The organism is Caballeronia fortuita (assembly GCF_001544835.2).
GTDB lineage: Bacteria > Pseudomonadota > Gammaproteobacteria > Burkholderiales > Burkholderiaceae > Caballeronia > Caballeronia fortuita.
The window spans coordinates 68,914-90,874 of the sequence record NZ_FCNX02000004.1; the positions used below are offsets into that span (position 1 = coordinate 68,914).

Genomic DNA, 21,961 nt, shown 5'->3' on the forward strand with positions numbered 1-21,961 from the left:
CTTATCGTTCGACCGCTTGCAGATGCCGCGCCGAATGCGCTTCGTCATCGGTCTCGACATCGTTGCGGCCGCGCTTGAACACCGCATACGCGACGATCAGAATCCCGAGGCTCGCTACGCCGAGCCATAGCGGCTTGCGTTGATCGGGAATGAAGGCCATCGCGATGAGGATCGCCATCATTCCGAAGATCGCGAGCCACGTGAGATAGGGAAATCCCCACATACGCACGCGCAGATCGCCCACCTCGAAGCTCGTCATGCGGCCACGCAGACGCAGTTGGGAGAACGCGATCAACAGGTACACGAAGATCGCCACCGTGCCGTACGAGTTCACCAGGAAAGCGAAGACCGTATCCGGCGATATATACGACATCACCACCGACACATAACCGAACACCGTGCCGAGCAGAATCGCACGCGTGGGCACACCGCGCTTGTTGACCTTCGCGAGTCCAAGCGGCGCATCGCCGTGACGCGTCAGTGCGAACAACATGCGCGATGCCGCGTACAGCCCCGAATTGAGCGCGGAGAGCACGGCGGTCAGCACGATCGCGTTCATCACGTTGGCGGCGGCAGGCATGCCCATGACTTCGAGCGCGCTCACATAGGGCGTGGCCATCTGACGCGAATTCCACGGCACCAGCGCGACGACGAGCGCCACCGAGCCGACATAGAACACGAGCACACGCGTAATGACGGAGTTGGTCGCCTTCGCCACGGCCTTGGCAGGCTCCTTCGCTTCAGCCGCCGCGATCGTGACGATCTCCGCGCCGAAGTAGAAGCCCGTTGCCGCGACCGCGCCTGTCATCACCGGTCCGATGCCTTTGGGCATGAAGCCGCCGTGCCCGAGGAAGGTCGCGGCGACATCGGTCGTGTGCATCGATGCGGGCCACAAGCCGCATACATAAAGACCGCCGAGGAACAGGAACACGATGATCGCGCCGACCTTGATCGACGAGAACCAGAATTCGAATTCGCCATAGCTGCCGACCGATATGAGGTTGGTCAGGGTGAGCACGACGAGCAGCACGAGACTGATGATCCATGCGGGCACATCAGGGATCCAGAACTGCACGAGCTTCGCGCCCGCGACCGCTTCGAGCGCGATCACGATGACCCAGAAGTACCAGTACATCCAGCCCGTCAGAAAGCCTGCGAGACGGCCCGGCCCGCGCTGCGTCCTGAAGGCGAGCCGCGCATATTCATAGAACGAGCCGACGGCTGGCATCGCGCAGGCCATCTCGCCTAGCATCCGCATGACGAGAACGACGAGGCCGCCCGTAATGAGAAACGAAAGGATTGCGGCAGGCCCGGCCTGCTGGATCACTACACCGCTACCGACGAAAAGTCCGGCGCCTATGACGCCGCCCAGCGCGATCATCGTCATGTGGCGCTGCTTGAGGCCGCACTTGAGATCGCCTTGCTCTGTGCTCGATTGCATGTCGTCTCCTGATTGCTCGTGTCGATTCGGCGCTCGCCCGCGGATGCGTTGCCCGCGATGTCGAGGCGCACATTCAATGATGCGTCAAAGCGCCGGACGATCCTTGCGATAGGCATTCTTCACGGCGATCTTGCCATCGCGGAACGTGAAGACGTCCACCATGCGCGCCTCGATGCGCGAACCGTCCGCTTTGGTGCCGCGAAACGTCGACTCCGACACGCCGCGCTCGCCGCTCACGAAGTGCTCGCCGTCGTTCCACGATGCATCCGGAAAGGTCTCCCACGCGAGCGTGAAGCCCTTGCGCACTTCGTCGCGGCCCTTGAACGTGCGGCCCAATTCATCGGGTCCGGCCACGCCGTGAAAGACGCATTCATCCGCCATGCAATTCATCAATGCATCGATATCGTGGCGATTCCATGCATCGTTGAATGACTCCAGGAGGCGAATGTATTGCTGATTCGTTTCAATGCTCATGTCTCGAAGTTCTCGGTGCGTTACTGGAAAATTTCAGCGCCTCTCGTCCTGCGCCAGATACTTGTGATACAGAAAACGTTGACCGACACGGCGAAACGGCGCGAATCCTTTCCATCGCACCATGCCCATCACATTCGGATATTCGAGCGCGGAGTCGTAGATCGGCAGATCGTCGCGGCTCTTCTGCCATTTGCCCGCGACGCGCTCCGCCATGCGCCGTCCCGCGTGTGCGGAGAACGACACGCCGTTGCCGCCATAACCGAGCGCATAGAAGATGCTCTGCTGCGGATCGGGCTGTGCGACGCGCGGCATCATGTCGTGACTGACATCGACCCAGCCCCACCACGAATAATCGATACGTATGCCCTTGAGCGACGGAAACTTGCGATGCAGTCCTTCGATGAGCACGTCCATGTGCCGGGGATTGGCCGCGTCCGCGCCAGTGATCGCGCTGCGGCTGCCGATCTGCACGCGGTTATCCGGCAGCAGGCGATAGTAGAAGCGCAGCGTGCGCGTATCGGTGATGACCTGGCGCGACAGAAAATTTGTCGATGCGAGTTCGTCCTGCGTGAGCGGCCGCGTAACGAGCGAGTTCGAAAGAATCGGCATGATCTTCGCGGACAGCGCGCGATGCATGTCGTTGCGCGTATAGCCGCCGGTCGCGAATGCGATCGCCTTCGCTCGGATCACGCCGCGAGGCGTGCGCACGTGATGCACGCCGCGAATCGTCTCGACATTCACCACAGGGGTGCTCGTATGCACCTTCACGCCGAGCGAGCGCGCCATGCGCATGTAGCCGAACGCGAGCTTGAGCGGATGCACGCCGATGCCATCGGGCTCCAGCAATGCGCCGCAATTCTCGCGGTCATCGACATACGATTGCGCCACTTCCTTCGCGCTCAGCATGCGGGCGTCGTAGCCGAACACATCGCGCATCACGCGGCATTCGTTCGCGAGAAAGTCCATCTTGCGCGCGCGATGCGCGATGTAGAGATGACCGCCCGGCTGCGGATCGCAAGCGAATTCGCCGATCAACTGCTTGAACGTGTCGAAGCCCTCGCGGATCTCCGCATCGAGCCTGAGCGCCGTCTGCTTGCCCCAGCGTTCGATCCATTGCGAACGATACAGCCGCCCGCTCGCGTTCTGCCCTTGTCCGCCATTACGGCTCGTGCAGCCCCACGCTGTGCGGTTCGCATCGACGATGGTCGCGCGGATGCCATGTTCGCGCGCTAGAAAGAGCGCGGTCGAAAGGCCCGTGAAGCCCGAGCCGACGATGAGCACGTCGACATCGGCGTCGCCGGGCAAGGGACCATCGTCGTCGGGCGGCTCACCCGCGGTCGCGACCCAGTAGGTCGGCGCGTAGTCCATCGCCTGTTTGCCGATGGGCGAAACGAGTGGATCGTAAAGCGGATCGTATGGGGCGCACGCGCCACGGAAAGCCGGTGCAACGTAGTCGAGAGTAGCCACCGATAACTCCTTGGAAAGTACCTTCATACTGCACCGAACTTTCCGTCTTGCTTAGAGCCACGCCGGGGCCTTCGTTAGTGCCAGGAGCGATTTCGTCTGCTCTTAGCGCGGGTCACGTGCTGCTTCTGCGGCGCGCGCCGAGCCATGCCGCGAGCTTCGCAAACAAGGTCATATCGGGCGGCGTGGACAGATCGACCGCGAAGTGATGCCGATAGTACGGGCTCAGATCGAGTCCGACGCCCAGACCAAGCACTTCCGTGCTTTGCGATGCCTCATGCCGCGCGACAACTTCGCGCAAGTGCTGATCGAGATAGCTCGGATCATTGGCTTGCGCAGTGGCGCTATCCATCGGGCTGCCATCGGAAATGACGACGAGCATGCGTCGCGCCTCATCGCGCTCGGTTAGCCGCGAGCACGCCCAGTCGACCGCCTCGCCATCGATGCCTTCGCGGAACAGATCGGCCTTGAACAGCGCGGCAATGTCGCCGCGCGCCGCGCGCCAGCTTGCGTCGCCATCCTTGAAGATCATGTTGCAGGCTTCGTTGAGCCGTCCCGGATGCTTCGGCCTGCCCTTCGCGAGCCATTCCATCTTCGCGCGTCCGCCGTTCCACGCGAGCGTCGTGAAGCCGAGCACCTCCGTCGCGACGCCCGCCATGCCGAGCGCACGCACGAGCACGTCGATCATCACGGCGACCGGTTCGATGCTCGCCTTCATCGACCCCGAACAATCCACGAGAAAACTCACCACGCAATCCGCGCGCGGACGCTCGCGCTCGCGCCTGAAGACGCGCCGCTCATCGGGCGATGCCACCACTTGCGCGAGCCTGCGTCCGTCGATACGTCCGTCCTCCTCGCCGAACGACCAGCCATCGCGATGCGGCACGGTAATCGATGCCTGAAGCATTCGCGCGAGACGCGGCACGTTGATATGCCGCGCGGCGATAAGATCGTCGAGGCGCTCGCGATACTCGCGCAACAACGCGGCGCGAATCGACGTCGACGGGCGAATGGTCTTGTCATAACGCGCTGTGAACACGCGATAGTCCTCGCCCGACGCCTCACGCGCGCTGCTTGATCCGCTCGACGCGAGCGCGAGCCGTTCGACTTCGCCTTCATCGTCGTCGATGTCGAACCATGTGCCGAGCATGGTGCGCGCTGCATCGTCCTCATCGTCCTCATCGGACGATGCATTGTTTTCGACGAACGCCTGACGCAAATCGCGCACGCGCTCGCCGATATGCAGCGCGATGTCTAGCGCATGTACCGCGTAGGCGCGCTGGTCGTCGCAATGACGGCGCATACCCGCGAGCGCATGACCCAACGATGGCGCGAGCGCGGCACGCGTCGCTTCGATGAGACCTTCGGTTTCTTCGAGCACCGCACGCCCCGAAAGCCGCGACTCGGCCATCTGCGCGACGGTGTAGATCAACAGGCCGATATCGCTGTCGAGCAGGCCCGACGCGTGACACGCGCGCGACCACGTATCGAAGCGATGACGCACGTTGCGCGTCACGCCTCGCATGCCCGAAGGCACGCGCGTTTCGCAACGCAATTGTTCGAGCATGTCGAAGACCATGCGCGCGACGGCATCGCCGGGTGCCAGCGCGCGATGCAGCGCCGCATCCGAATGCGCGATACGCAGCGCGGATGCATCCGCCGCGCCGCGTGTCGAATCGAAGTCCTCGTCGTCTCTGTGCTCGCTCCGCAGATGCGGCGCGTGCGCAGGCACCGGCCGCAAGTGTCGATACAGCTTACCGCCGCGATAGTGCAGCGCGTCGTCACCCGTCAGCGCGCGCACGGCCGCGGCGCACAGCGCGTCGCGTCGCGCGGGTTCACGCGAGCCGTTCATCTCGTCGACTCGTCGTACCACTGCGATGGCGTATCCAGTTCTTCGCCGAAGGCACGCTGAAAATATTCCGCGACGATCGGCCGTTCCGCTTCGTCGCATTTGTTCAGGAAAGTGAGACGCAGCGCGAGCTTCGTATCGCGGAACACTTCGCAGTTCTCGGCCCAGCTGATGACGGTGCGCGGCGACATCAGCGTCGACAGGTCGCCCGATTCGAAGCCGCGCCGCGTGAGACCGGCCATGCTCACCATCGAATCCACGAGCGCGCGGCCCGCGTCGTCATCGAGTTTCGGCACGCGCGCAAGCACGATGCGAGCCTCTTCATCGCGCGACAGATAGTTGAGCGTCGCGACGACATTCCATCGATCGACCTGCGCATGGTTCAGCATCTGCGTGCCGTGATACATGCCGTTGAGATTGCCGAGGCCGATCGTGTTCGTCGTCGCGAACAGGCGAAAGAAACGATGCGGCTGGATCACGCGATTCTGGTCGAGCAGCGTGAAGTTGCCGTTGCGTTCCAGAATACGCTGAATCACGAACATCACATCGGGCCGGCCGGCGTCGTATTCGTCGAACACGAGCGCGACCGGACGTTGCAGCGCCCACGGCACGATCCCTTCCTGGAACTCGGTGATCTGCATGTCGTCGCGCACGACGATCGCGTCCTTGCCGACGAGATCGAGCCGGCTCACGTGGCCATCGAGATTCACGCGCATGCACGGCCAGTTCAGCCGCGCCGCGACCTGCTCGATGTGCGTCGACTTGCCCGTGCCGTGGAGACCCTGCACCATCACGCGCCGGTTGAACGCAAAGCCGGCGAGGATCGCCAGCGTAACCTCGGGATTGAAGCGATACGCGTCGTCGATTTCCGGAACGTGCGGATCGCGCGTGCCGAATGCGGGCACCTGCAAGTCCGTATCGATTCCGAAAAGCGCGCGCACCGACACTTTCCGATCCGGCTCGTCCAACCATGTGTCGCGCATCATGTCGCTCTGCCCTCGTAACGAAGGCTTCAGCATATCAACAAATTTTTTCCGGAACAATTCATTTCGTTTATTTTTGTCTATACGGACTAGGGGGCCGAAACAGGCGCCTCAATTAAAATAATGCAGAACGAATTCATGGAAATCATGCCGATGGACAAGCCCGACACGCCCACGCTGCGCGCCTTCGCGCTGCTGGAATATCTCGTCCAGGCAGGCACGCCGGTGTCGCTGACGGATATGGCCGACGACATGGGCATGCCGAAGCCTTCGTTGCACCGCATGCTGGCGTCGCTCGAAACGGGCGGACTCGTCATCCGCGAACCGGGCGACAAGAACGCGTATGTCGTTGGCCCGCGCCTCGCGCAACTGGGTCTCAATGTCATGACGCACGCAGGCGCGCGGCGCTTGCGTCACGCGATTCTCACGCGGCTCGTTTCCGATCTGGGCGAAACCTGCAACCTCACGATGCTGCACGAGAACGAAGTCCTGTATCTCGATCGCGTGGAAGCGCCGTGGCCGCTGCGGCTGGACCTCAAGCCCGGCTCGCACGTGCCCGTATGGTGCAGCGCGAGCGGCAAACTGCTGCTCGCCTTGCAGCCGCGCGCGGAACGCAATGCGCTCGTGCGCGCGATGAAACTCGAGCGCTACACCGCCAACACGATCACCGATACGGAGATGCTCGAAGCCGAGCTCGACCGCATCGCGAAGAAAGGCGTGGCGATCGACAACGAGGAGTTCGTGCAGGGCATCGTGTGCGCCGCCGCGCCGATCGCCGACGCGCACGGCACCTGCATCGCGGCCATCGCGGTTCACGCACCGGTCTCCCGCACGCCGCTTTCGCACGCGATCGAAATGGTGCCGCGCCTGAAGGAAGCCGCGGTGGAACTGGGACGGACGTTCTGAACCGCACACCCTCGGCGCAGTAAAACGCAACCGCGCGTTCCGAAAATTATCACGCAGGGACGCGATCATCGGCGTAAAGTGACCGAATCCGAAACCAACCGTTCCGTTTCTGGTTCATGCGCGACGTCACTCATCTCGATCCCGCCGAGCATGCCGGCGATGAAACGCGGACGCTGCGTCCGCTTGCCGTGCTCGAACAACTGGCTGCGGCGGGCCACGCCTATACGCTGTCGCAACTCGCCGCGCGCCTGCGCATCCCCAAAGCGACACTGCTCCGGCTGATCGATTCGCTGGAAGCGCAAGGCTATGTCACGCACATGCCCGATTCGCGCGGCACCGATCGCGGTATCGCGCTCGGGCCACGCGCCGCGCAACTCGCGCTCGCCACGCTCGCGAACAACTCGTTCACGCGCGCCTGCCGTTCAATCCTGCGTTCGCTCGTCGACGTGATCGGCGAAAGTTGCAATCTCACCGCGCTCGACGGCGACACGGTTCTGTACATAGAACGCGTCGAAACAGCGGAGCCGCTGCGTCTGCACATGCAGGCCGGCATGCGCGTGCCCTTGCATTGCACCGCGAGCGGCAAGCTGTTTCTCTCGCAGATGCCGCTCGCCGAGCGCAGACAGATCCTCGGCCGCCTCTCGCTCACGAAGAGAACGCATCGCACGTTGACCGATCAGTCGTTGCTCGAAGCCGAACTCGATCGGCTCGCGGCGCGCGGTATCGGCATCGACAACGAAGAGTTCGTGCTCGGCATGGTCGCGGTCGCGGTGCCCATCACCGACGCTGCGAGCGGGCGCGCGCTCGCGTGCCTCGCCGCGCATGCGCCGACCGCGCGCGCGAATCTCAACGATCTTCTGCAGGCCGTGCCGCAATTGCGCGAGACCGCGGTCAGGCTCGCATCGCTCATCGATACGTCCGATGGGCTAACGCTCATGGGGCGTCATCGCCCGGCCGCGCGCTAGTTCCCTGGTTCGCTCCAATTCCGCCGGAGCCCGCAGCACGAGGCTCCAAGGGTAAAAGGCCGTTCGCGCATGAACCGCGTCGATATTTTTAGAGACGCATCATTCCGTTTACTTAAGAAACATGTTGACGACGGGGTCGTCCCGTCCTACGATGTGTCAAATATTCATATTTCGGAACCCATCGTTCCGTTTTATTCACATCGGAGACACTCATGAGCGAGCACGACCAAGCCCGTCCTTCCCAGACCACCCTCGCCGCCACCGGTGCTGCCGCGAGCGGTCCGCAGGCGATGACCCCGTCCGAAGCATTCGTCGAAACGCTCGCCGCCAATGGCGTGACCGAGATGTTCGGCATCATGGGCTCGGCATTCATGGACGCGATGGACATCTTCGCGCCCGCCGGCATCCGTCTGATTCCCGTGGTGCATGAACAAGGCGCGGGCCACATGGCCGACGGTTATTCGCGCGTGTCGGGCCGGCACGGCGTCGTTATCGGCCAGAACGGCCCGGGCATCAGCAATGCCGTGACGGCCATCGCGGCGGCTTACTGGGCGCATAGCCCGGTCGTGATCGTCACGCCGGAAGCGGGCACCATGGGTATCGGCCTCGGCGGCTTTCAGGAAGCGAAGCAACTGCCGATGTTCCAGGAGTTCACGAAGTATCAGGGGCACGTCACGCATCCCGCGCGCATGGCCGAGTTCACGGCGCGCTGCTTCGACCGCGCGATGTCGGAGATGGGACCGACGCAGCTCAACATTCCGCGCGACTACTTCTACGGTCAGGTGAAGGTCGAAATCCCGAAGCCGCAGCGTCTCGATCGCGGCCCGGGCGGCGATCAGAGCCTGAACGAAGCGGCCGACCTGCTCGCGCAAGCGAAATTCCCGGTCATCATCTCGGGCGGCGGCGTGGTGATGTCCGACGCCATCGAGGAATGCAAGGCGCTCGCCGAACGTCTGGGCGCGCCGGTCGTCAACAGCTATCTGCATAACGACTCGTTCCCCGCGAATCATCCGTTGTGGTGCGGCCCGCTCGGTTATCAAGGATCGAAGGCCGCGATGAAGCTGCTCAGTCAGGCCGATGTCGTCATCGCGCTCGGCTCGCGTCTCGGGCCGTTCGGCACGTTGCCGCAGCATGGCCTCGACTACTGGCCGAAGGAAGCGAAGGTCATCCAGATCGATGCGGATCACAAGATGCTCGGCCTCGTGAAGAAGATTTCCGTCGGCATTTGCGGCGATGCGAAAGCGACGGCCATCGCGCTCACGCAACGGCTTGCCGATCGCAAGCTCGATTGCGATGCAACGAAGGATGCGCGCGCGGAGACCATCGCCGCTGAAAAGGCCGCGTGGGAGAAAGAACTCGACGACTGGACGCACGAACGCGATGCGTACAGCCTCGACATGATCGAAGAGCAGAAGAGCGAGAAACCGTTCAGCGGCGGTCAATATCTGCATCCGCGTCAGGTGTTGCGCGAACTCGAGAAGGCGATGCCGGATGACGTGATGGTGTCCACGGATATCGGCAATATCAATTCGGTCGCGAACAGCTATCTGCGCTTCAACAAGCCGCGCAGCTTCTTCGCGGCGATGAGCTGGGGCAACTGCGGCTATGCGTTCCCGACGATCATCGGCGCGAAGGTCGCGGCACCGCATCGCCCGGCCGTTTCGTATGCCGGCGATGGCGCGTGGGGCATGAGCCTGATGGAAACCATGACGTGCGTGCGCCATAACATTCCGGTGACGGCCGTCGTGTTCCATAACCGTCAATGGGGCGCGGAGAAGAAGAATCAGGTGGACTTCTATAACCGCCGCTTCGTCGCGGGCGAGCTCGACAATCAGAGCTTCGCGGAGATCGCGAAGGCGATGGGCGCGGAAGGCATCGTGGTCGACAAGCTGGAAGACGTGGGACCGGCGCTCAAGAAGGCCATCGATCTCCAGATGAATCATGGCAAGACGACCATCATCGAGATCATGTGCACCCGTGAGCTCGGCGATCCGTTCCGCCGCGATGCGCTCTCAAAGCCGGTGCGCATGCTGGACAAGTACAAGGACTACGTCTGAGTCCTTCGTCACGCCGCCCGTCCCTGGGCGGCGTTTTCTTTCCAACGAAGTGAGCCGCCATGAAAGCCATGCATCGCATCATCGATCAGGCTCGCGACCTGCCGATGCGTATCGTCCTCTCCGAAGCCGAAGACGCGCGCGTGCTGCAGGCGGCGCAGCGCGCGCATAAAGATGGCATCGCGCGTGTCGTGCTCGTGGGCGCGAGTTCGCGCGCCTTTCAGGTTGCGGATGGCGCAGGCATCGATCTCGATGGCATCGACGTGATCGATCCTGCCCATTCGCCGCTTTGCGAACGCTTCGCCGAAGAACTCTTCGGCTTGCGCGAGAAGAAAGGCATGACACGCGATCGGGCGCGCGCCGCCATGCTCGATCCGCTGTGCTTCGCGAACCTGATGGTACGCATGGGTGAGGCGGACGGCTCGGTATCCGGCGCGGTCAACACGACAGCGGATGTCGTGCGCAACGCAATTCAGATCATCGGGATACGGCCTTCGTTCAAGCTCGTGTCGAGCTTCTTCCTGATGATGCTCTGCGAGCCTTTTCATACGATGAAAGGCGGTCTCGTCTTTTCCGATTGCGCGCTCGTCGTCGAACCGGATGCGGAGCAACTCGCGGAAATTGCGATGGCCGCCGCCGACAGCGCGCGCAGTCTGCTGATGGAAGATCCGCGCGTTGCGATGCTGTCGTTCTCGACGAGCGGCAGCGCGCATCATGCGGCCGTCGACAAAGTGGTCGATGCGACGCGGCGCGTGAAGGAAGCGCGCCCCGGTCTCGCGATCGATGGCGATGTGCAGCTCGATGCGGCCATCGTCGCTGAAATTGCGATGCGCAAGGTGCATCACTCGCAGATCGATGGTCATGCAAACACGCTGATCTTCCCGAGCCTCGAAGCTGGCAACATCGGCTACAAGCTCGCGGAGCGCATCGGCGGCGCGAAGGCGATCGGGCCTCTGCTACAAGGGCTTGCGAAGCCCGCCAACGATCTTTCGCGCGGCTGCAGCGCCGACGACATCTATCACGTGATCGCCGTGACCTGCGTGCAGGCGCAGGCGGCGCGGCATCAAACGGCATGAGTGCGCATCATGGATACGCGAGCCGATACCGAAGCGTTCATCCAGACCGAATCGACGGATAGCGCGCCGCCCGCCGAAAGCGCCGCGCGCACCGATACACCCACGCTGCGCGCGTTCAGCGTGCTCGAACATCTGGTCGCGGCAAAAGGCGCACTGTCGCTCGCGGAGCTTGCGAACATCGTCGAGCAGCCGAAGGCATCGTTGCATCGCATGTTGCAATCGCTCGAAGCGGGCAGCTTCGTCGCGCGCGAGCCGGGTCAGAAGAACGCGTATGTGGTCGGACCGCGTCTGGAAAGGCTCGGCGTCGACGTGATGATGCACAGCGGCGCCCGGCGGCAACGTCATGCGATTCTCGAGCGACTCGTCGCCGATCTGGGCGAAACGTGCAATCTGAGCACGCTGCACGACACACAAGTGCTCTATCTCGACCGCTGCGAATCGCCGTGGGCGCTGCGGCTCGAACTCAAGCCCGGATCGCATGTTCCCGCGCATTGCAGCGCGAGCGGCAAGCTGCTCCTTTCGACGATGCCGCACGACGAACGCGCCGCCCTCATTCGCGCAATGCGGCTCGAACGCTTCACGCCCAACACGCTCGACGATCCGAACCTGCTCGAAGCGGAACTGGATCGCGTCGCGCACAAAGGCATTGCCGTCGACAACGAAGAGTTCGTGCTGGGCATCGCGTGCGTCGCCGTGCCCGTGTTCGACTCGCGCGGCAAATGCATTGCGGCCATCGCCGTGCATGGGCCGGTGTCGCGCATGGCGCTGTCGCGCGCGTTGACGTTCGTGCCGCGCTTGCAGGAAGCCGCCGCCGATCTCACGGCGACCTTCTGACGCGCCGCAGCATACTTAGTTCGGATATCGAATCGATTAGGCAAGCATTCTATTTTGATCCGAATTCTGCACTTTCCGTTTCACTTTCGCGGCTTTGCGCGCTTTTCTCTTGGCATCCCTGCCCGCTTCTTCCACATTGGACGAGACGCAAGCGAAACGAATCGTTCCAGAAGAAGAACTCAGGAGACAGGTGTCATGCAGCAGGAAGTCGATTACGTCATCGTCGGTGCGGGCTCGGCAGGTTGCGTGCTCGCCAACCGGCTGAGCGCCGATCCGTCGAACACGGTGCTGCTTCTCGAAGCGGGCGGCCCCGATACGAATCCGTGGATCCATATCCCCGTCGGCTACTTCAAGACGATGCACGATCCCGCGCTGGACTGGTGCTATCGCACGGAGCCGGACGATGCCGTCGCCGGGCGCAGCATCGACTGGCCGCGCGGCAAGGTGCTCGGCGGCTGCAGTTCGCTCAACGGGCTGCTTTATGTGCGCGGCCAGCACGAAGACTACGACCGCTGGGCCGAGCTCGGCAACGCGGGCTGGAGCTTCAAAGACGTGCTGCCCTACTTCAGGAAGTCGGAAGATCAGGAACATGGCGCGAGCGAATATCACGGCGCGGGCGGGCCGTTGAAGGTATCGGATCTGCGGCTGCGCCGTCCGATTGCCGATCACTTCATCGCGGCCGCGCAGGAAATCGGCATTCCCTTCAACGACGACTACAACGGCGCAACGCAGGAAGGCGTCGGCTATTTTCAGCAGACGGCCCACAGGGGCCTTCGCTGGAGCACCGCGAAGGGCTTCCTCAAACCGGTGCGCGACCGGCGCAGTCTGATCGTGCGGACCGGCGCGCAAACGCGCAAGGTGCTCTTCAACGGCAAGGAAGCGACCGGCATCGAGTACATGCATGAAGGCGTCGTGAAGACGGTGCGCGCGCGCGTCGAAGTGATTCTCGCGGCCGGTGCGATCGGTTCGCCGCAGATTCTGCAGAACTCGGGCGTCGGGCCTTCGGATGTCTTGAACGATGCAGGCGTGCAAGTGAGACATGAACTGCGCGGCGTCGGCCAGAATCTACAGGATCATCTGCAAGTGCGGCTCGTCTTCAAGACGCATGAACGCACTTTAAACGACGAGGTCAACAATCCACTGAAGAAAGCACTCATCGGCCTGCAATATGCGATCTCACGCACCGGGCCGCTCACGCTCGCGGCGAGTCAGGTCGCGATCTTCACGCGCTCGTCGCCCGATGTCGTGCGCCCCGACATCCAGTTCCACATGCAGCCGCTTTCCGCCGACAAACCCGGACAAGGCGCGCATCGGTTCTCGGCGTTCACGTCGTCCGTGTGCCAGTTGCGGCCGTTCAGCCGCGGCAGCATTGCGATCCGCTCGAACGATCCGCTTCAGTATCCGTCGATCCATGCGAACTATCTGTCCGACGAACGCGATCATCCTGTCGTCATCGGCGGCATCAAGGTGGCGCGCCGCATCGCTGCAGCGCCGTCGCTCGCGAAGCACATCGTGTCGGAGTTCGTTCCCGGCTCGGCGTATCGGACCGATGCCGAATTGCTCGACGTCGCGCGCAAGTTCAGCCAGTCGATCTATCACCCGGCAGGCACCTGCAAGATGGGCGGCGATGCGCTCGCGGTCGTCGATGAACGTCTGAAGGTGCGCGGCATCGGACGTCTGCGTGTGGTCGATGCGTCGATCATGCCGGAACTGGTGTCGGGCAATACGAACGCGCCCGTCATCATGATCGCGGAGAAGGCCGCCGACATGATTCTCGAAGACCAGCGCTATCAGCACGTCACGCGTGTGGAAGACGTGCCCGAAGTCGTTGTGAAGAAGCCCACGGCCCATGCAGGCCAGAGAGACTGAGCACAAGTCTCACACACATCACGGAGACAACCATGAACGCACTGCCCCGAACCGATGGCAAGCAGATGAGGAAGGTCGTCGTCGCGAGCCTGATAGGCGCGACGATCGAGTGGTACGACTTCTTTCTATACGGCGTGGTCGCCGGTATCGTCTTCAACAAGCTCTATTTTCCGAGCGGCGATCCGCTCATCTCCACGATGCTCGCCTACGGCACCTTCGCCGTCGGCTTTCTTAGCCGGCCGCTCGGCGGCGTGATCTTCGGCCACTTCGGCGATCGCGTCGGCAGAAAGAGCATGCTCGTGATGACGCTGACGATCATGGGCATCGCGACGGTATTGATCGGCATGGTGCCGACGTATGCTCAGATCGGCATCTGGGCGCCCTCGCTGCTGCTGTTCCTGCGCGTGCTGCAAGGCATCGGGTTGGGCGGCGAATGGGGTGGCGCCGTGCTCATGGCGTTCGAGTACGCGCCTGAGAACAAGCGTGGCTTCTACGCGAGCATTCCGCAGATCGGTCTCGCGCTCGGGCTGTGTCTGTCGTCGGGTGTCGTCGCGGGTTTGTCGCTCACGCTGACCGATGCGCAGTTTCTCGCGTGGGGCTGGCGTGTCGCGTTCTTCCTGTCGTTCGCGCTCGTGCTCATCGGCATGTATATCCGGCTGAACGTGATGGAAACGCCGGAGTTCGCGCGCATTCAGAAGACGGGCAGCGAAGCACGCATGCCGATCGTCGATGTCATCACGAAATATCCCGGCAACACGATTGCGGGCATGGGCGCGCGTTTCATCGATGGCGTTTTCTTCAACGTGTTCGGCGTGTTTTCCATTTCATATCTCACGGGCACGCTGCATCTGCAACGCACGGACGCGCTGCTCGGCGTGATGGTCGCCGCGTTCGTGATGATCTTCACGATACCGCTTTTCGGGCGGCTTTCCGACCGCATCGGACGCGCGCGCATCTATTTCTGGGGATCGCTCGCGACCGGGCTTTCGGCGTTCTTGGGCTTCTGGCTCATGAAGAATAGCGGCGGCAATACGATGCTTGCGTGGCTCGCCGTCGTGATTCCGCTGGGTGTCGTGTATGCATCGATCTATGGTCCGGAAGCGGCGCTATTCTCCGAACTCTTCGATGCAAAGGTGCGTTACTCGGGCATCTCGTTCGTGTATCAGTTCTCGGGAATTTTCGCGAGCGGCATCAGCCCGATCGTCGCAACGTGGCTCTTGCAGCGCAATGGCGGCGATCCGTGGATGATCGCGGGTTACTGCCTCGCGGCGGGCATCGTCAGCGCGATGTCGGCGGCGTGGGTGGGAATGCGGCAGCGGCGGGAGTTGGCGTTTTCGGTGGGGTGAGGGTCGTCACGCGAAACATCGTGAGCCGCCGCGCCGCATCATCGGTACGGCGGTTTTTGTCGCACTGGCATGACGTGGAAGCCGCACGTAATATCTATACATCAAGACGAACCGCGCAGGAGACATGCATGCCCACCCGCCCAGCCGCCACGCTTTGGGCGCAGCTCTTCGAGCGCTCGCGGGTCTCGGGGATGAGCTTGCAGAATCAGATCCGCCAGATGATCGTCAATGCGATCCTGAGCGGTCATATCGCGCCCGATTCCGCCCTGCCTTCGAGCCGCGAGCTTGCCGATCAACTCAGCGTGTCGCGCAATACGGTCGTGCTCGCGTATCAGCAACTCGTCGAGGAAGGCTATCTCGTATCGCGCGAGCGCAGCGGTCACTTCGTGAATCCGGCGACCGACGAATTGCAGCGCGGCTTTACCGCAACCGGGCTCGCGGATACACCGACCATCGAAGCGCAGCAAGGTCATCCCGACTGGAGCGCGCGCATCCGGCACGCGCCCTCGCATCAGCGCAACATCGTCAAGCCGTCGAACTGGCAAAGCTACGAATATCCCTTTATTTACGGGCAATTCGATACCGAACTCTTTCCGACGAGCGACTGGCGCGAGAGCTGCATGCACGGTCTTTCGGTGATGGAGATCCGCAACTGGGCGCCCGATCTCATCGAACGCGACGACGAAACGCTCGTCGAACAGATACGCACGCGCGTGCTGCCGCGCCGCGGCGTGTTCGCGATGCCCGAGGAGATCGTCGTCACGAACGGCTGCCAGCAGGCGCTGTATCTCATCGGCGCATTGTTGTGCGGCGCGCAGACGAGCGTCGGCATGGAGAATCCCGGCTATCCCGATGCGCGCAACATCTTCCAGCATCACAACGCGCAGATCATGCCGCTCGAAGTCGATGCGGACGGCGCCGTCATCGACGACGAAAGCGTGATCGCGCCATGCGATTACGTCTATGTCACGCCGAGCCATCAATGTCCGACGACCGTGACCATGCCGATCGAGCGGCGTCGCAGATTGCTCGACTTGTCGGTGAAGCATGATTTCATCGTCGTGGAAGACGACTATGAAAGCGAGAACACGTTTTCGGGCACGCCTCATCCGGCGTTGAAGAGTCTCGATACGGCGGAGCGCGTCGTGTATATCGGATCGTTGTCGAAGACGCTCGCGCCCGGTTTGCGGCTCGGCTATATCGTCGCGCCGCGCGCGCTGATACGCGAATTGCGCGCGCTCAGGCGCCTGATGATCCGCCATCCCGCCGCTTACATTCAACGCGCGTTCGCGACCTTTCTCGCGCTCGGTCATCACGACACGCTGTTGCGCAAGCTCGGACGCGTCTACAAGGAACGCGCCGAAGTGCTGACGGATGCGCTCGCGAAGCATCTGCCCGACATGCGTGCATCGAACGTGACAGGCGGCGCGTCGTGCTGGGTCGAAGGACCGCCGTGGCTCGACGCGACGCGCCTCGCGAAAGACGCGCAGGCGCTCGGCGTGCTGATCGAGCCGGGCAGCGTCTTCTTCGCCGATCCCGCCGATGGCCAGCGCTGCTTTCGCATGGGCTTTTCAGCGATACGCGCCGAGCTGATCGCGCCGGGCGTGCGCGCGCTTGCTCAGGTCGTGCAGCAGCGGCGCCCGTGAACGCGTGTGTTCATTTCCACGGCGCCATTGCGTGGAAAACGCCATCGCGCCGAACGAGCGCATGAAAGAGCGCCGCCGCGAGATGCACGACGATCAGCGCGAAGAAACACAGCGCGAGAAACCGGTGCGCGTTCCACAAAACCGTGTGCAACGCATTGCTGTGCGGCAGAAGCGAAGGCAGCCGATAGCCGCCGATCACGACCGGATAATCCGCCGCCGACAGCATTCCGTAGCCGAGCAGCGGCAGCGCGATCATCAGCGCATAGAACGCATAGTGCGAGAGATGCGCCGCGAGCTTCATCGGCTCGGGCATGTTCGCGGGCAGCGGCGGCGCGCCGCGCGCGATGCGCACGGCAAGACGTATCAGCGCGAGCACGAGTATCGCGATGCCGAGCGGCTTGTGAATAGACACGAGCGTCAGATAGTCGGGCCGCACCGTCGACACCATGCCGACGCCGATGAACAGCATCGACAAGATGCAGATCGCCATGATCCAGTGCAGCGCGCGTTGCAGCGGCGAGAACCGTTGGTTGATCGCGTTCATTGCCGTGCTCCTTGCGAAGGCGTGCGCGGATAGTCCTTGTCCTCGGCGGTGCGTCGATTGAACGATACGGAGTAAGCGGCCGATCGCGCGGCGGGAAACGGATCGTCCGATACACGCATGCCGGAAGGCAGCACGGTCGGGTCGAAGTTGAGATCGCGGCACGGTCCATCGGGCTCGGGCTCGATCGTCTTCACGACGAGCGTGCCCACTTCCACCGTATGCCTGTCTTCGGGCCATGCCTTGCTCGGGTCGGCCGTGGCGTCGCCCGGATTCGCGACGGTGACGACCATCGCCCAGCGTTGCGGCGCGCTCTGCACGCGCTGCGTGATTTCGGCATCGAGAAAATTGGCGCCCTTCTGTTTCAGTTCGTCCGGCGTCAACGTCTCGGGTTTCGCGGCGGGAACGAAGGACCAGCGCACCGTCTGATCCTGTCCGTCCGCATTCGTGAAGACGAAGCTGTTGAGGCTGTTGTAGCGCTCGTCCGCGTACGAAGCGGTCCACGGCGCGCTGCCCGCCCATGCGCCGAACGCAGCGATCTCGGGGTGCGCGGCGGCAAACTTCTGCATCGCCTCGGGATCGTTCTTGTTCGCGAGCGCGCGCTGCAGATCGTAGAAAGCCTGCGGCGTCGCGACGGGGAAGAAGGGCGCGTCGATCATCGCGGAACGCCACTCGCTGCCGTCGGGCGTCAGGATACGCAGGCTCAGGCCGCGCACCCGCGCCATCGCGTCGGATGCTTTCGGGTCGGGCGTCGCGAGATTGAAGCGGCCGGTGACGGGAAACGTGCCCGGCATGAACATCCTGGCTTTGGAGAGCGCCGCGCCCGAACCGTTGGATTCGAAATCGCCGCTGAAGCAGATGCCCTTTGCGTGATTGCGACGGAAGCCCGGCACCGCGCCGCCCGGTGGCGCAAGGCTGCCGACGATCTTCGCCGGTGTGAGGCGCTGCGGCGTGAGCCAGCCCGCCGTGTAGGCGAAAGCCGCGACCAGCGCGGCAACGATGACCGCGATGAGTATCAGCGCAGGAAAGGGCGAACGCGGGGAAGCGGATTTGTCAGGCACCGTAGTCTCTCGATCAACGATTCTGTTGCCCGGTAATCTAGCAGCGTGACGGAAATCGTGCCAGTAACGCGCAAAAATCGCGGAGACTTCGGCCTCGCCCGCGCTATCCCGCTTTCAGCACGCGCAAGGCGACCGCGCCCGCCGCCTCGCTTTCCGCCGTCGTCTGCCTCGCTTCGCGCATCGACAGATAACGCAGACAGCACACGCGCAGAAACGATGCGAAGTTGGTCGGCACTTCGCCGCGCAGCGCGATGAGTTCGTCGTAGAGCTTGACGGCGAACTGGCTCGTCGTGAGATTCTCGCGGCCGGCGATTTCGTGCAGCACGTCCCAGAAGAGATTTTCCAGCCGGACCGTGGTGATCACGCCATGAATGCGCAGCGATCGCGTGCGCGATTCATAGAGGATCGGGTCGGCGTCGATATAGATCCTGCACATGACATCGCCCTCCAGAAAAGCGGCCGTCATGCCCGCGCACGACGGCCAACACGAAAAGCTACTCCGCTAAACGCGCATGGCCAATTGCATCAAACCCTGCGCTGCTTCATCTGACCGGCGATGTAGTCCGCCTGACGGATCGCCAGTGTGACGATCGTGAGCGTCGGGTTTTCCGCCGCGCCGGTCGTGAACTGGCTGCCATCGGAGATGAACAGGTTCGCCACTTCGTGCGTCTGGCCATGCGCGTTGCAGACGCCGTCGCTCGCTTTGGCGCTCATGCGCGCGGTGCCGAGATTGTGCGTCGACGGATATGGCGGCACGAGATACGTCGCCTTGGCGCCCGCCGCTTCATACACCGCGCTGCCCTGCTTGTACGCGTGCTGGCGCATCGCTTCGTCGTTCGGATGATCGTCGAAGTGGACGTTGGGCACCGGCAATCCGTACTGATCCTTCACGTCGGTGTTGAGCGTGACGCGGTTCTGCTCGCGCGGCATGTCCTCGCCGACGATCCACATGCCCGCCGTGTACTGATACTGATCCATCGCCGCCGCGAAGTTCGGTCCCCACGAGCCGGGATCGAGAAACGCCGCATAGAACGGCAGCCCGAGCGAGAGCGTCTCCATGTGGTAGCCGCCCGCGAAACCGCGCTTCGGATCGAACACGGCTTCGTCCTCGATGATGCCGGCCATCGTCGTGCCCTTGAACATCTCGACCTTCTCGTTGAACACGCCGTAGACCGAACCCGTGGTGTGCCGCATGTAGTTGCGGCCGACCTGGCCCGAGCCGTTCGCGAGGCCATCGGGGAACTTGCTCGATTGCGAGTTGAGCAGCAGGCGCGGCGTTTCGATGGCATTGCCCGCCACGGCGACGACGCGCGCCTTCTGGCGCTGCAGCTTGCCGTCCTTGTCGTAATAGACGACGCCTGTCGCCTTGCCGCGCGCATCGTGCTCGATCTTCACCACATGCGATTGCGGACGCAGCTCCATGCGGCCCGTTGCCTGCGCGCGCGGCAGTTCGGTATAGAGCGTCGACCACTTCGCGCCCGTGCGGCATCCCTGGAAGCAGAAGCCGCGCTGGAAGCAGTGCGTGCGATCGTCGCGCACCGTGCTGTTGATCGCCATGTGGCCGGTGTTGCATTCCTTGTAGCCGAGCTTCGTCGCGCCCGCCGACATCACCTTGAAGTTGTTGTTGCCGGGCAGCCCCGGATTGCCGTTCGTGCGCGTCACGCCCATCTTCCTTTCGGCGCGGTCGTAGTAAGGGTCGAGTTCCGCGCGCGTCACCGGCCAGTCGAGCAGATTGGCGCCCTGAATGTCGCCGTATGTGGTTTTCGCCTTGAACTCGTGCGGCTGGATACGCAGGCTCGCGCCCGCCCAGTGAACGGTCGTGCCGCCCACCGTCTTGCAGATCCACGTCGGCAGGTTGGGAAAGTCCTTCGCGACGCGCCAGTTGCCCGATGTCGTGCGATTGTCGAGCCACGAAAGCTGCTTGAACGCGCTCCACTCTTCCGTCGAGAAGTCGCCCTGCGTGTGCATCGCGCCTGCTTCGAGCACGACCACGTCGACGCCCTTCTGCGCGAGCTCGTTGGCAAGCGTCCCGCCGCCCGCGCCCGATCCGATGATCACCACGACGTGATCGTCGTTGTGCCTGAACTGCACCTTGTTGTCCGTGTACATGTCTGTCTCCGTTTTCCGTTCCGATCGATCGCGCGGTCGAGTTAGCTGTCTTTCGGAATCGGGCCGCTGTCGGCCGCGGGCGGATCGGGCAGCCAGGACAGATTGTTGAAGCCCTGATAGAGATAGCCGCCATCGCCCTTCGATGCGCCGTAGCCGAAGTGCTCGTACGCCATCGGATTGCTGTAGAGCGATACGACGGCGGTGCCGCGGATCGTGTTGAAGAACGGCGTGCCCGCGAGCGCGGCGATGTCCTGCGCCTGATCGTTCGTGCCGCGCTTCGTCCAGTCGGAGCCGGCTTTGGCGTCGAGCTGCGCGACGCCGTCGGCGAGTTGCTGGCGCACGGCGGGATCGGCTTTCGCCTTCGCGTCGAGATCCTTGACGACGAGCGCGTACACGGCGTCATCGAGCGTGGCGTGCGGATAGATCTGTCGCGTGACTTGCAGCAGCACTTCGCCCTGATGCGTGCTCAAGCCCTGCATCTCCAGCGCCCACACACGGCTCGGCGCGAGGCTCGCGAAAATCGACGTCGCCGCGATCGTGCCGACGAGCACGCCGGTGCCGCGCAGGAATTCACGCCGCGTGAGTGCGATCTTCGGTGGAGGCGCGGCGATGTCATCGTGATCGTGATGATGATGTGCACCGTCGTGCGCGCGCCGCTGCGCGACGATCGGAATGATCGTGTCTCGCATGTCTCTCTCCTTGTGGGGCACTGCAACCGCTTTATGTGTGTATTCCCGTCTGATGCGACCGGCTGCCATTCGTCATTGCTGTACTCGATCGCTATTCGTGATTGCTATTCGTGATTGCTATTCGTAATGTCCGTGACGTTCGAGCACTTCGATCTTGTAGCCGTCCGGGTCCTGAATGAAGAAGTAACGCGCAATGAGCGATCCGTCGTCGTTCCTGAATTCGCGCACGTCGTTGGGCGCAAGGCCGAGCGCGATCAGACGCTCTCGCTCCGCCTTCACGTCCGGCACGCTCACGGCGACATGGCCGTAGCCGTCGCCGTGCGTATAGGGTTCCGCGCGTCCCTTGTTCCAGGTGAGTTCCAGCTCGGCGTGCGTTTCGTCGTTGCGCAGATAGGCGAGCGTGAAGTCCGGAAAGTCCAGCCGATGCGCGACGCCGAGATCGAAAGCCTTTTGATAGAAGTCGAGCGAGCGTTGCAGGTCCTGCACGCGAATCATCGTGTGAATGAGCTTTGACATGGGCGTCTCCTCCTTTTGAAACAAGTTTAGGAAGCCGCGCGCGCAAAGGGTAATGGCGGGCTAAATCGGGGCTAGGCGTTTGCCCGGAGAGGCTGCGTCGCGTCCGCTGCGATGTGTTCGCGATGCGCGAAAACGAAC

Annotated in this window: 19 protein-coding genes; 8 read left to right on the plus strand and 11 right to left on the minus strand. The window is 62.9% G+C overall.

Features of this window, described 5'->3' with window-relative positions:
* Position 1: 1 nt before the first annotated feature.
* From AWB77_RS09370 to AWB77_RS09390, 5 genes are all read right to left on the minus strand, one after another.
* On the minus strand, positions 2-1,441 hold the full coding sequence (locus tag AWB77_RS09370) for an amino acid permease (protein WP_061134164.1): 1,440 nt from the start codon (positions 1,439-1,441) through the stop codon (positions 2-4).
* A gap of 84 nt (positions 1,442-1,525) precedes the next feature.
* A complete protein-coding gene (locus AWB77_RS09375) occupies positions 1,526-1,915 on the minus strand; it encodes a nuclear transport factor 2 family protein (protein WP_061134165.1) in 390 nt (129 codons plus the stop codon).
* A gap of 33 nt (positions 1,916-1,948) precedes the next feature.
* Positions 1,949-3,382, minus strand: a complete 1,434-nt coding sequence (locus AWB77_RS09380) for an NAD(P)/FAD-dependent oxidoreductase (RefSeq protein WP_061134166.1) — start codon at positions 3,380-3,382, stop codon at positions 1,949-1,951.
* A gap of 112 nt (positions 3,383-3,494) precedes the next feature.
* A complete protein-coding gene (locus AWB77_RS09385; RefSeq protein ID WP_061134167.1) occupies positions 3,495-5,231 on the minus strand; it encodes a cobaltochelatase CobT-related protein in 1,737 nt (578 codons plus the stop codon).
* On the minus strand, positions 5,228-6,214 hold the full coding sequence (locus AWB77_RS09390) for an AAA family ATPase (RefSeq protein ID WP_082852625.1): 987 nt from the start codon (positions 6,212-6,214) through the stop codon (positions 5,228-5,230). The genes AWB77_RS09385 and AWB77_RS09390 overlap by 4 nt, the downstream gene beginning before the upstream one ends.
* 150 nt (positions 6,215-6,364) lie before the next feature.
* On the opposite strand from AWB77_RS09390, the gene AWB77_RS09395 reads away from it, so the two are divergent.
* The 8 genes from AWB77_RS09395 (at position 6,365) to pdxR (ending at position 16,907) form a co-directional block, all read left to right on the plus strand.
* Entirely contained in the window at positions 6,365-7,117 is a 753-nt protein-coding gene (locus AWB77_RS09395) for an IclR family transcriptional regulator (RefSeq protein WP_061134433.1), read from the plus strand.
* A 116-nt stretch (positions 7,118-7,233) separates the two neighbouring features.
* The gene (locus AWB77_RS09400; protein ID WP_061134168.1) at positions 7,234-8,082 is read left to right on the plus strand and encodes an IclR family transcriptional regulator; all 849 of its coding nucleotides are present in this window, start codon (positions 7,234-7,236) and stop codon (positions 8,080-8,082) included.
* Positions 8,083-8,372: 290 nt separating this feature from the next.
* Positions 8,373-10,139: a sulfoacetaldehyde acetyltransferase gene (gene xsc / locus AWB77_RS09405; protein WP_374728684.1), complete on the plus strand. Its 1,767-nt coding sequence runs from the start codon at positions 8,373-8,375 to the stop codon at positions 10,137-10,139.
* 59 nt (positions 10,140-10,198) lie between these two features.
* The gene (gene pta / locus AWB77_RS09410) at positions 10,199-11,212 is read left to right on the plus strand and encodes a phosphate acetyltransferase (RefSeq protein ID WP_061134170.1); all 1,014 of its coding nucleotides are present in this window, start codon (positions 10,199-10,201) and stop codon (positions 11,210-11,212) included.
* Positions 11,213-11,221: 9 nt separating this feature from the next.
* Positions 11,222-12,046, plus strand: coding sequence for an IclR family transcriptional regulator (locus AWB77_RS09415; RefSeq protein ID WP_244158507.1), 825 nt, complete (start codon positions 11,222-11,224; stop codon positions 12,044-12,046).
* A 195-nt stretch (positions 12,047-12,241) separates the two neighbouring features.
* On the plus strand, positions 12,242-13,915 hold the full coding sequence (locus AWB77_RS09420) for a GMC family oxidoreductase (RefSeq protein ID WP_061134171.1): 1,674 nt from the start codon (positions 12,242-12,244) through the stop codon (positions 13,913-13,915).
* Between the two features lie 41 nt (positions 13,916-13,956).
* Positions 13,957-15,261 carry an MFS transporter gene (locus AWB77_RS09425; RefSeq protein ID WP_374728685.1) on the plus strand — a complete coding sequence of 435 codons (1,305 nt, stop codon included), beginning with the start codon at positions 13,957-13,959 and terminating at the stop codon, positions 15,259-15,261.
* Positions 15,262-15,389: 128 nt separating this feature from the next.
* The gene (gene pdxR / locus AWB77_RS09430) at positions 15,390-16,907 is read left to right on the plus strand and encodes a MocR-like pyridoxine biosynthesis transcription factor PdxR (RefSeq protein ID WP_061134173.1); all 1,518 of its coding nucleotides are present in this window, start codon (positions 15,390-15,392) and stop codon (positions 16,905-16,907) included.
* A 10-nt stretch (positions 16,908-16,917) separates the two neighbouring features.
* On the opposite strand, the gene AWB77_RS09435 is transcribed toward pdxR, so the two are convergent.
* From AWB77_RS09435 to AWB77_RS09460, 6 genes are all read right to left on the minus strand, one after another.
* Positions 16,918-17,451: a cytochrome b gene (locus AWB77_RS09435; RefSeq protein ID WP_061134174.1), complete on the minus strand. Its 534-nt coding sequence runs from the start codon at positions 17,449-17,451 to the stop codon at positions 16,918-16,920.
* On the minus strand, positions 17,448-18,509 hold the full coding sequence (locus tag AWB77_RS09440; RefSeq protein WP_061134175.1) for a catalase family peroxidase: 1,062 nt from the start codon (positions 18,507-18,509) through the stop codon (positions 17,448-17,450). Before AWB77_RS09440 ends, AWB77_RS09435 begins: the two co-directional genes overlap by 4 nt.
* Before the next feature lie 103 nt (positions 18,510-18,612).
* The gene (locus AWB77_RS09445) at positions 18,613-18,945 is read right to left on the minus strand and encodes a ribbon-helix-helix domain-containing protein (RefSeq protein WP_061134435.1); all 333 of its coding nucleotides are present in this window, start codon (positions 18,943-18,945) and stop codon (positions 18,613-18,615) included.
* Positions 18,946-19,034: 89 nt separating this feature from the next.
* The gene (locus tag AWB77_RS09450) at positions 19,035-20,618 is read right to left on the minus strand and encodes a GMC family oxidoreductase (RefSeq protein WP_061134176.1); all 1,584 of its coding nucleotides are present in this window, start codon (positions 20,616-20,618) and stop codon (positions 19,035-19,037) included.
* Between the two features lie 41 nt (positions 20,619-20,659).
* Positions 20,660-21,307 (minus strand): twin-arginine translocation signal domain-containing protein, encoded by a 648-nt coding sequence (locus AWB77_RS09455; protein WP_061134177.1) that lies wholly within the window; start codon positions 21,305-21,307, stop codon positions 20,660-20,662.
* 117 nt (positions 21,308-21,424) lie between these two features.
* Positions 21,425-21,823 carry a VOC family protein gene (locus AWB77_RS09460; protein ID WP_061134178.1) on the minus strand — a complete coding sequence of 133 codons (399 nt, stop codon included), beginning with the start codon at positions 21,821-21,823 and terminating at the stop codon, positions 21,425-21,427.
* Positions 21,824-21,961 lie beyond the last annotated feature (138 nt).

What these genes read in the sequence shown, in the direction of transcription:
- AWB77_RS09395 (WP_061134433.1), top strand. Translation starts at nt 6,365, where the DNA reads ATGGACAAGCCCGACACGCCCACGCTGCGCGCCTTCGCGCTGCTGGAA.
- pdxR (WP_061134173.1), top strand. Translation starts at nt 15,390, where the DNA reads ATGCCCACCCGCCCAGCCGCCACGCTTTGGGCGCAGCTCTTCGAGCGC.
- AWB77_RS09415 (WP_244158507.1), top strand. Translation starts at nt 11,222, where the DNA reads ATGGATACGCGAGCCGATACCGAAGCGTTCATCCAGACCGAATCGACG.
- xsc (WP_374728684.1), top strand. Translation starts at nt 8,373, where the DNA reads ATGACCCCGTCCGAAGCATTCGTCGAAACGCTCGCCGCCAATGGCGTG.
- AWB77_RS09390 (WP_082852625.1), bottom strand. Translation starts at nt 6,214, where the DNA reads ATGATGCGCGACACATGGTTGGACGAGCCGGATCGGAAAGTGTCGGTG.
- AWB77_RS09375 (WP_061134165.1), bottom strand. Translation starts at nt 1,915, where the DNA reads ATGAGCATTGAAACGAATCAGCAATACATTCGCCTCCTGGAGTCATTC.
- pta (WP_061134170.1), top strand. Translation starts at nt 10,199, where the DNA reads ATGAAAGCCATGCATCGCATCATCGATCAGGCTCGCGACCTGCCGATG.
- AWB77_RS09420 (WP_061134171.1), top strand. Translation starts at nt 12,242, where the DNA reads ATGCAGCAGGAAGTCGATTACGTCATCGTCGGTGCGGGCTCGGCAGGT.
- AWB77_RS09370 (WP_061134164.1), bottom strand. Translation starts at nt 1,441, where the DNA reads ATGCAATCGAGCACAGAGCAAGGCGATCTCAAGTGCGGCCTCAAGCAG.
- AWB77_RS09455 (WP_061134177.1), bottom strand. Translation starts at nt 21,307, where the DNA reads ATGCGAGACACGATCATTCCGATCGTCGCGCAGCGGCGCGCGCACGAC.
- AWB77_RS09385 (WP_061134167.1), bottom strand. Translation starts at nt 5,231, where the DNA reads ATGAACGGCTCGCGTGAACCCGCGCGACGCGACGCGCTGTGCGCCGCG.
- AWB77_RS09435 (WP_061134174.1), bottom strand. Translation starts at nt 17,451, where the DNA reads ATGAACGCGATCAACCAACGGTTCTCGCCGCTGCAACGCGCGCTGCAC.
- AWB77_RS09450 (WP_061134176.1), bottom strand. Translation starts at nt 20,618, where the DNA reads ATGTACACGGACAACAAGGTGCAGTTCAGGCACAACGACGATCACGTC.
- AWB77_RS09445 (WP_061134435.1), bottom strand. Translation starts at nt 18,945, where the DNA reads ATGTGCAGGATCTATATCGACGCCGACCCGATCCTCTATGAATCGCGC.
- AWB77_RS09400 (WP_061134168.1), top strand. Translation starts at nt 7,234, where the DNA reads ATGCGCGACGTCACTCATCTCGATCCCGCCGAGCATGCCGGCGATGAA.
- AWB77_RS09460 (WP_061134178.1), bottom strand. Translation starts at nt 21,823, where the DNA reads ATGTCAAAGCTCATTCACACGATGATTCGCGTGCAGGACCTGCAACGC.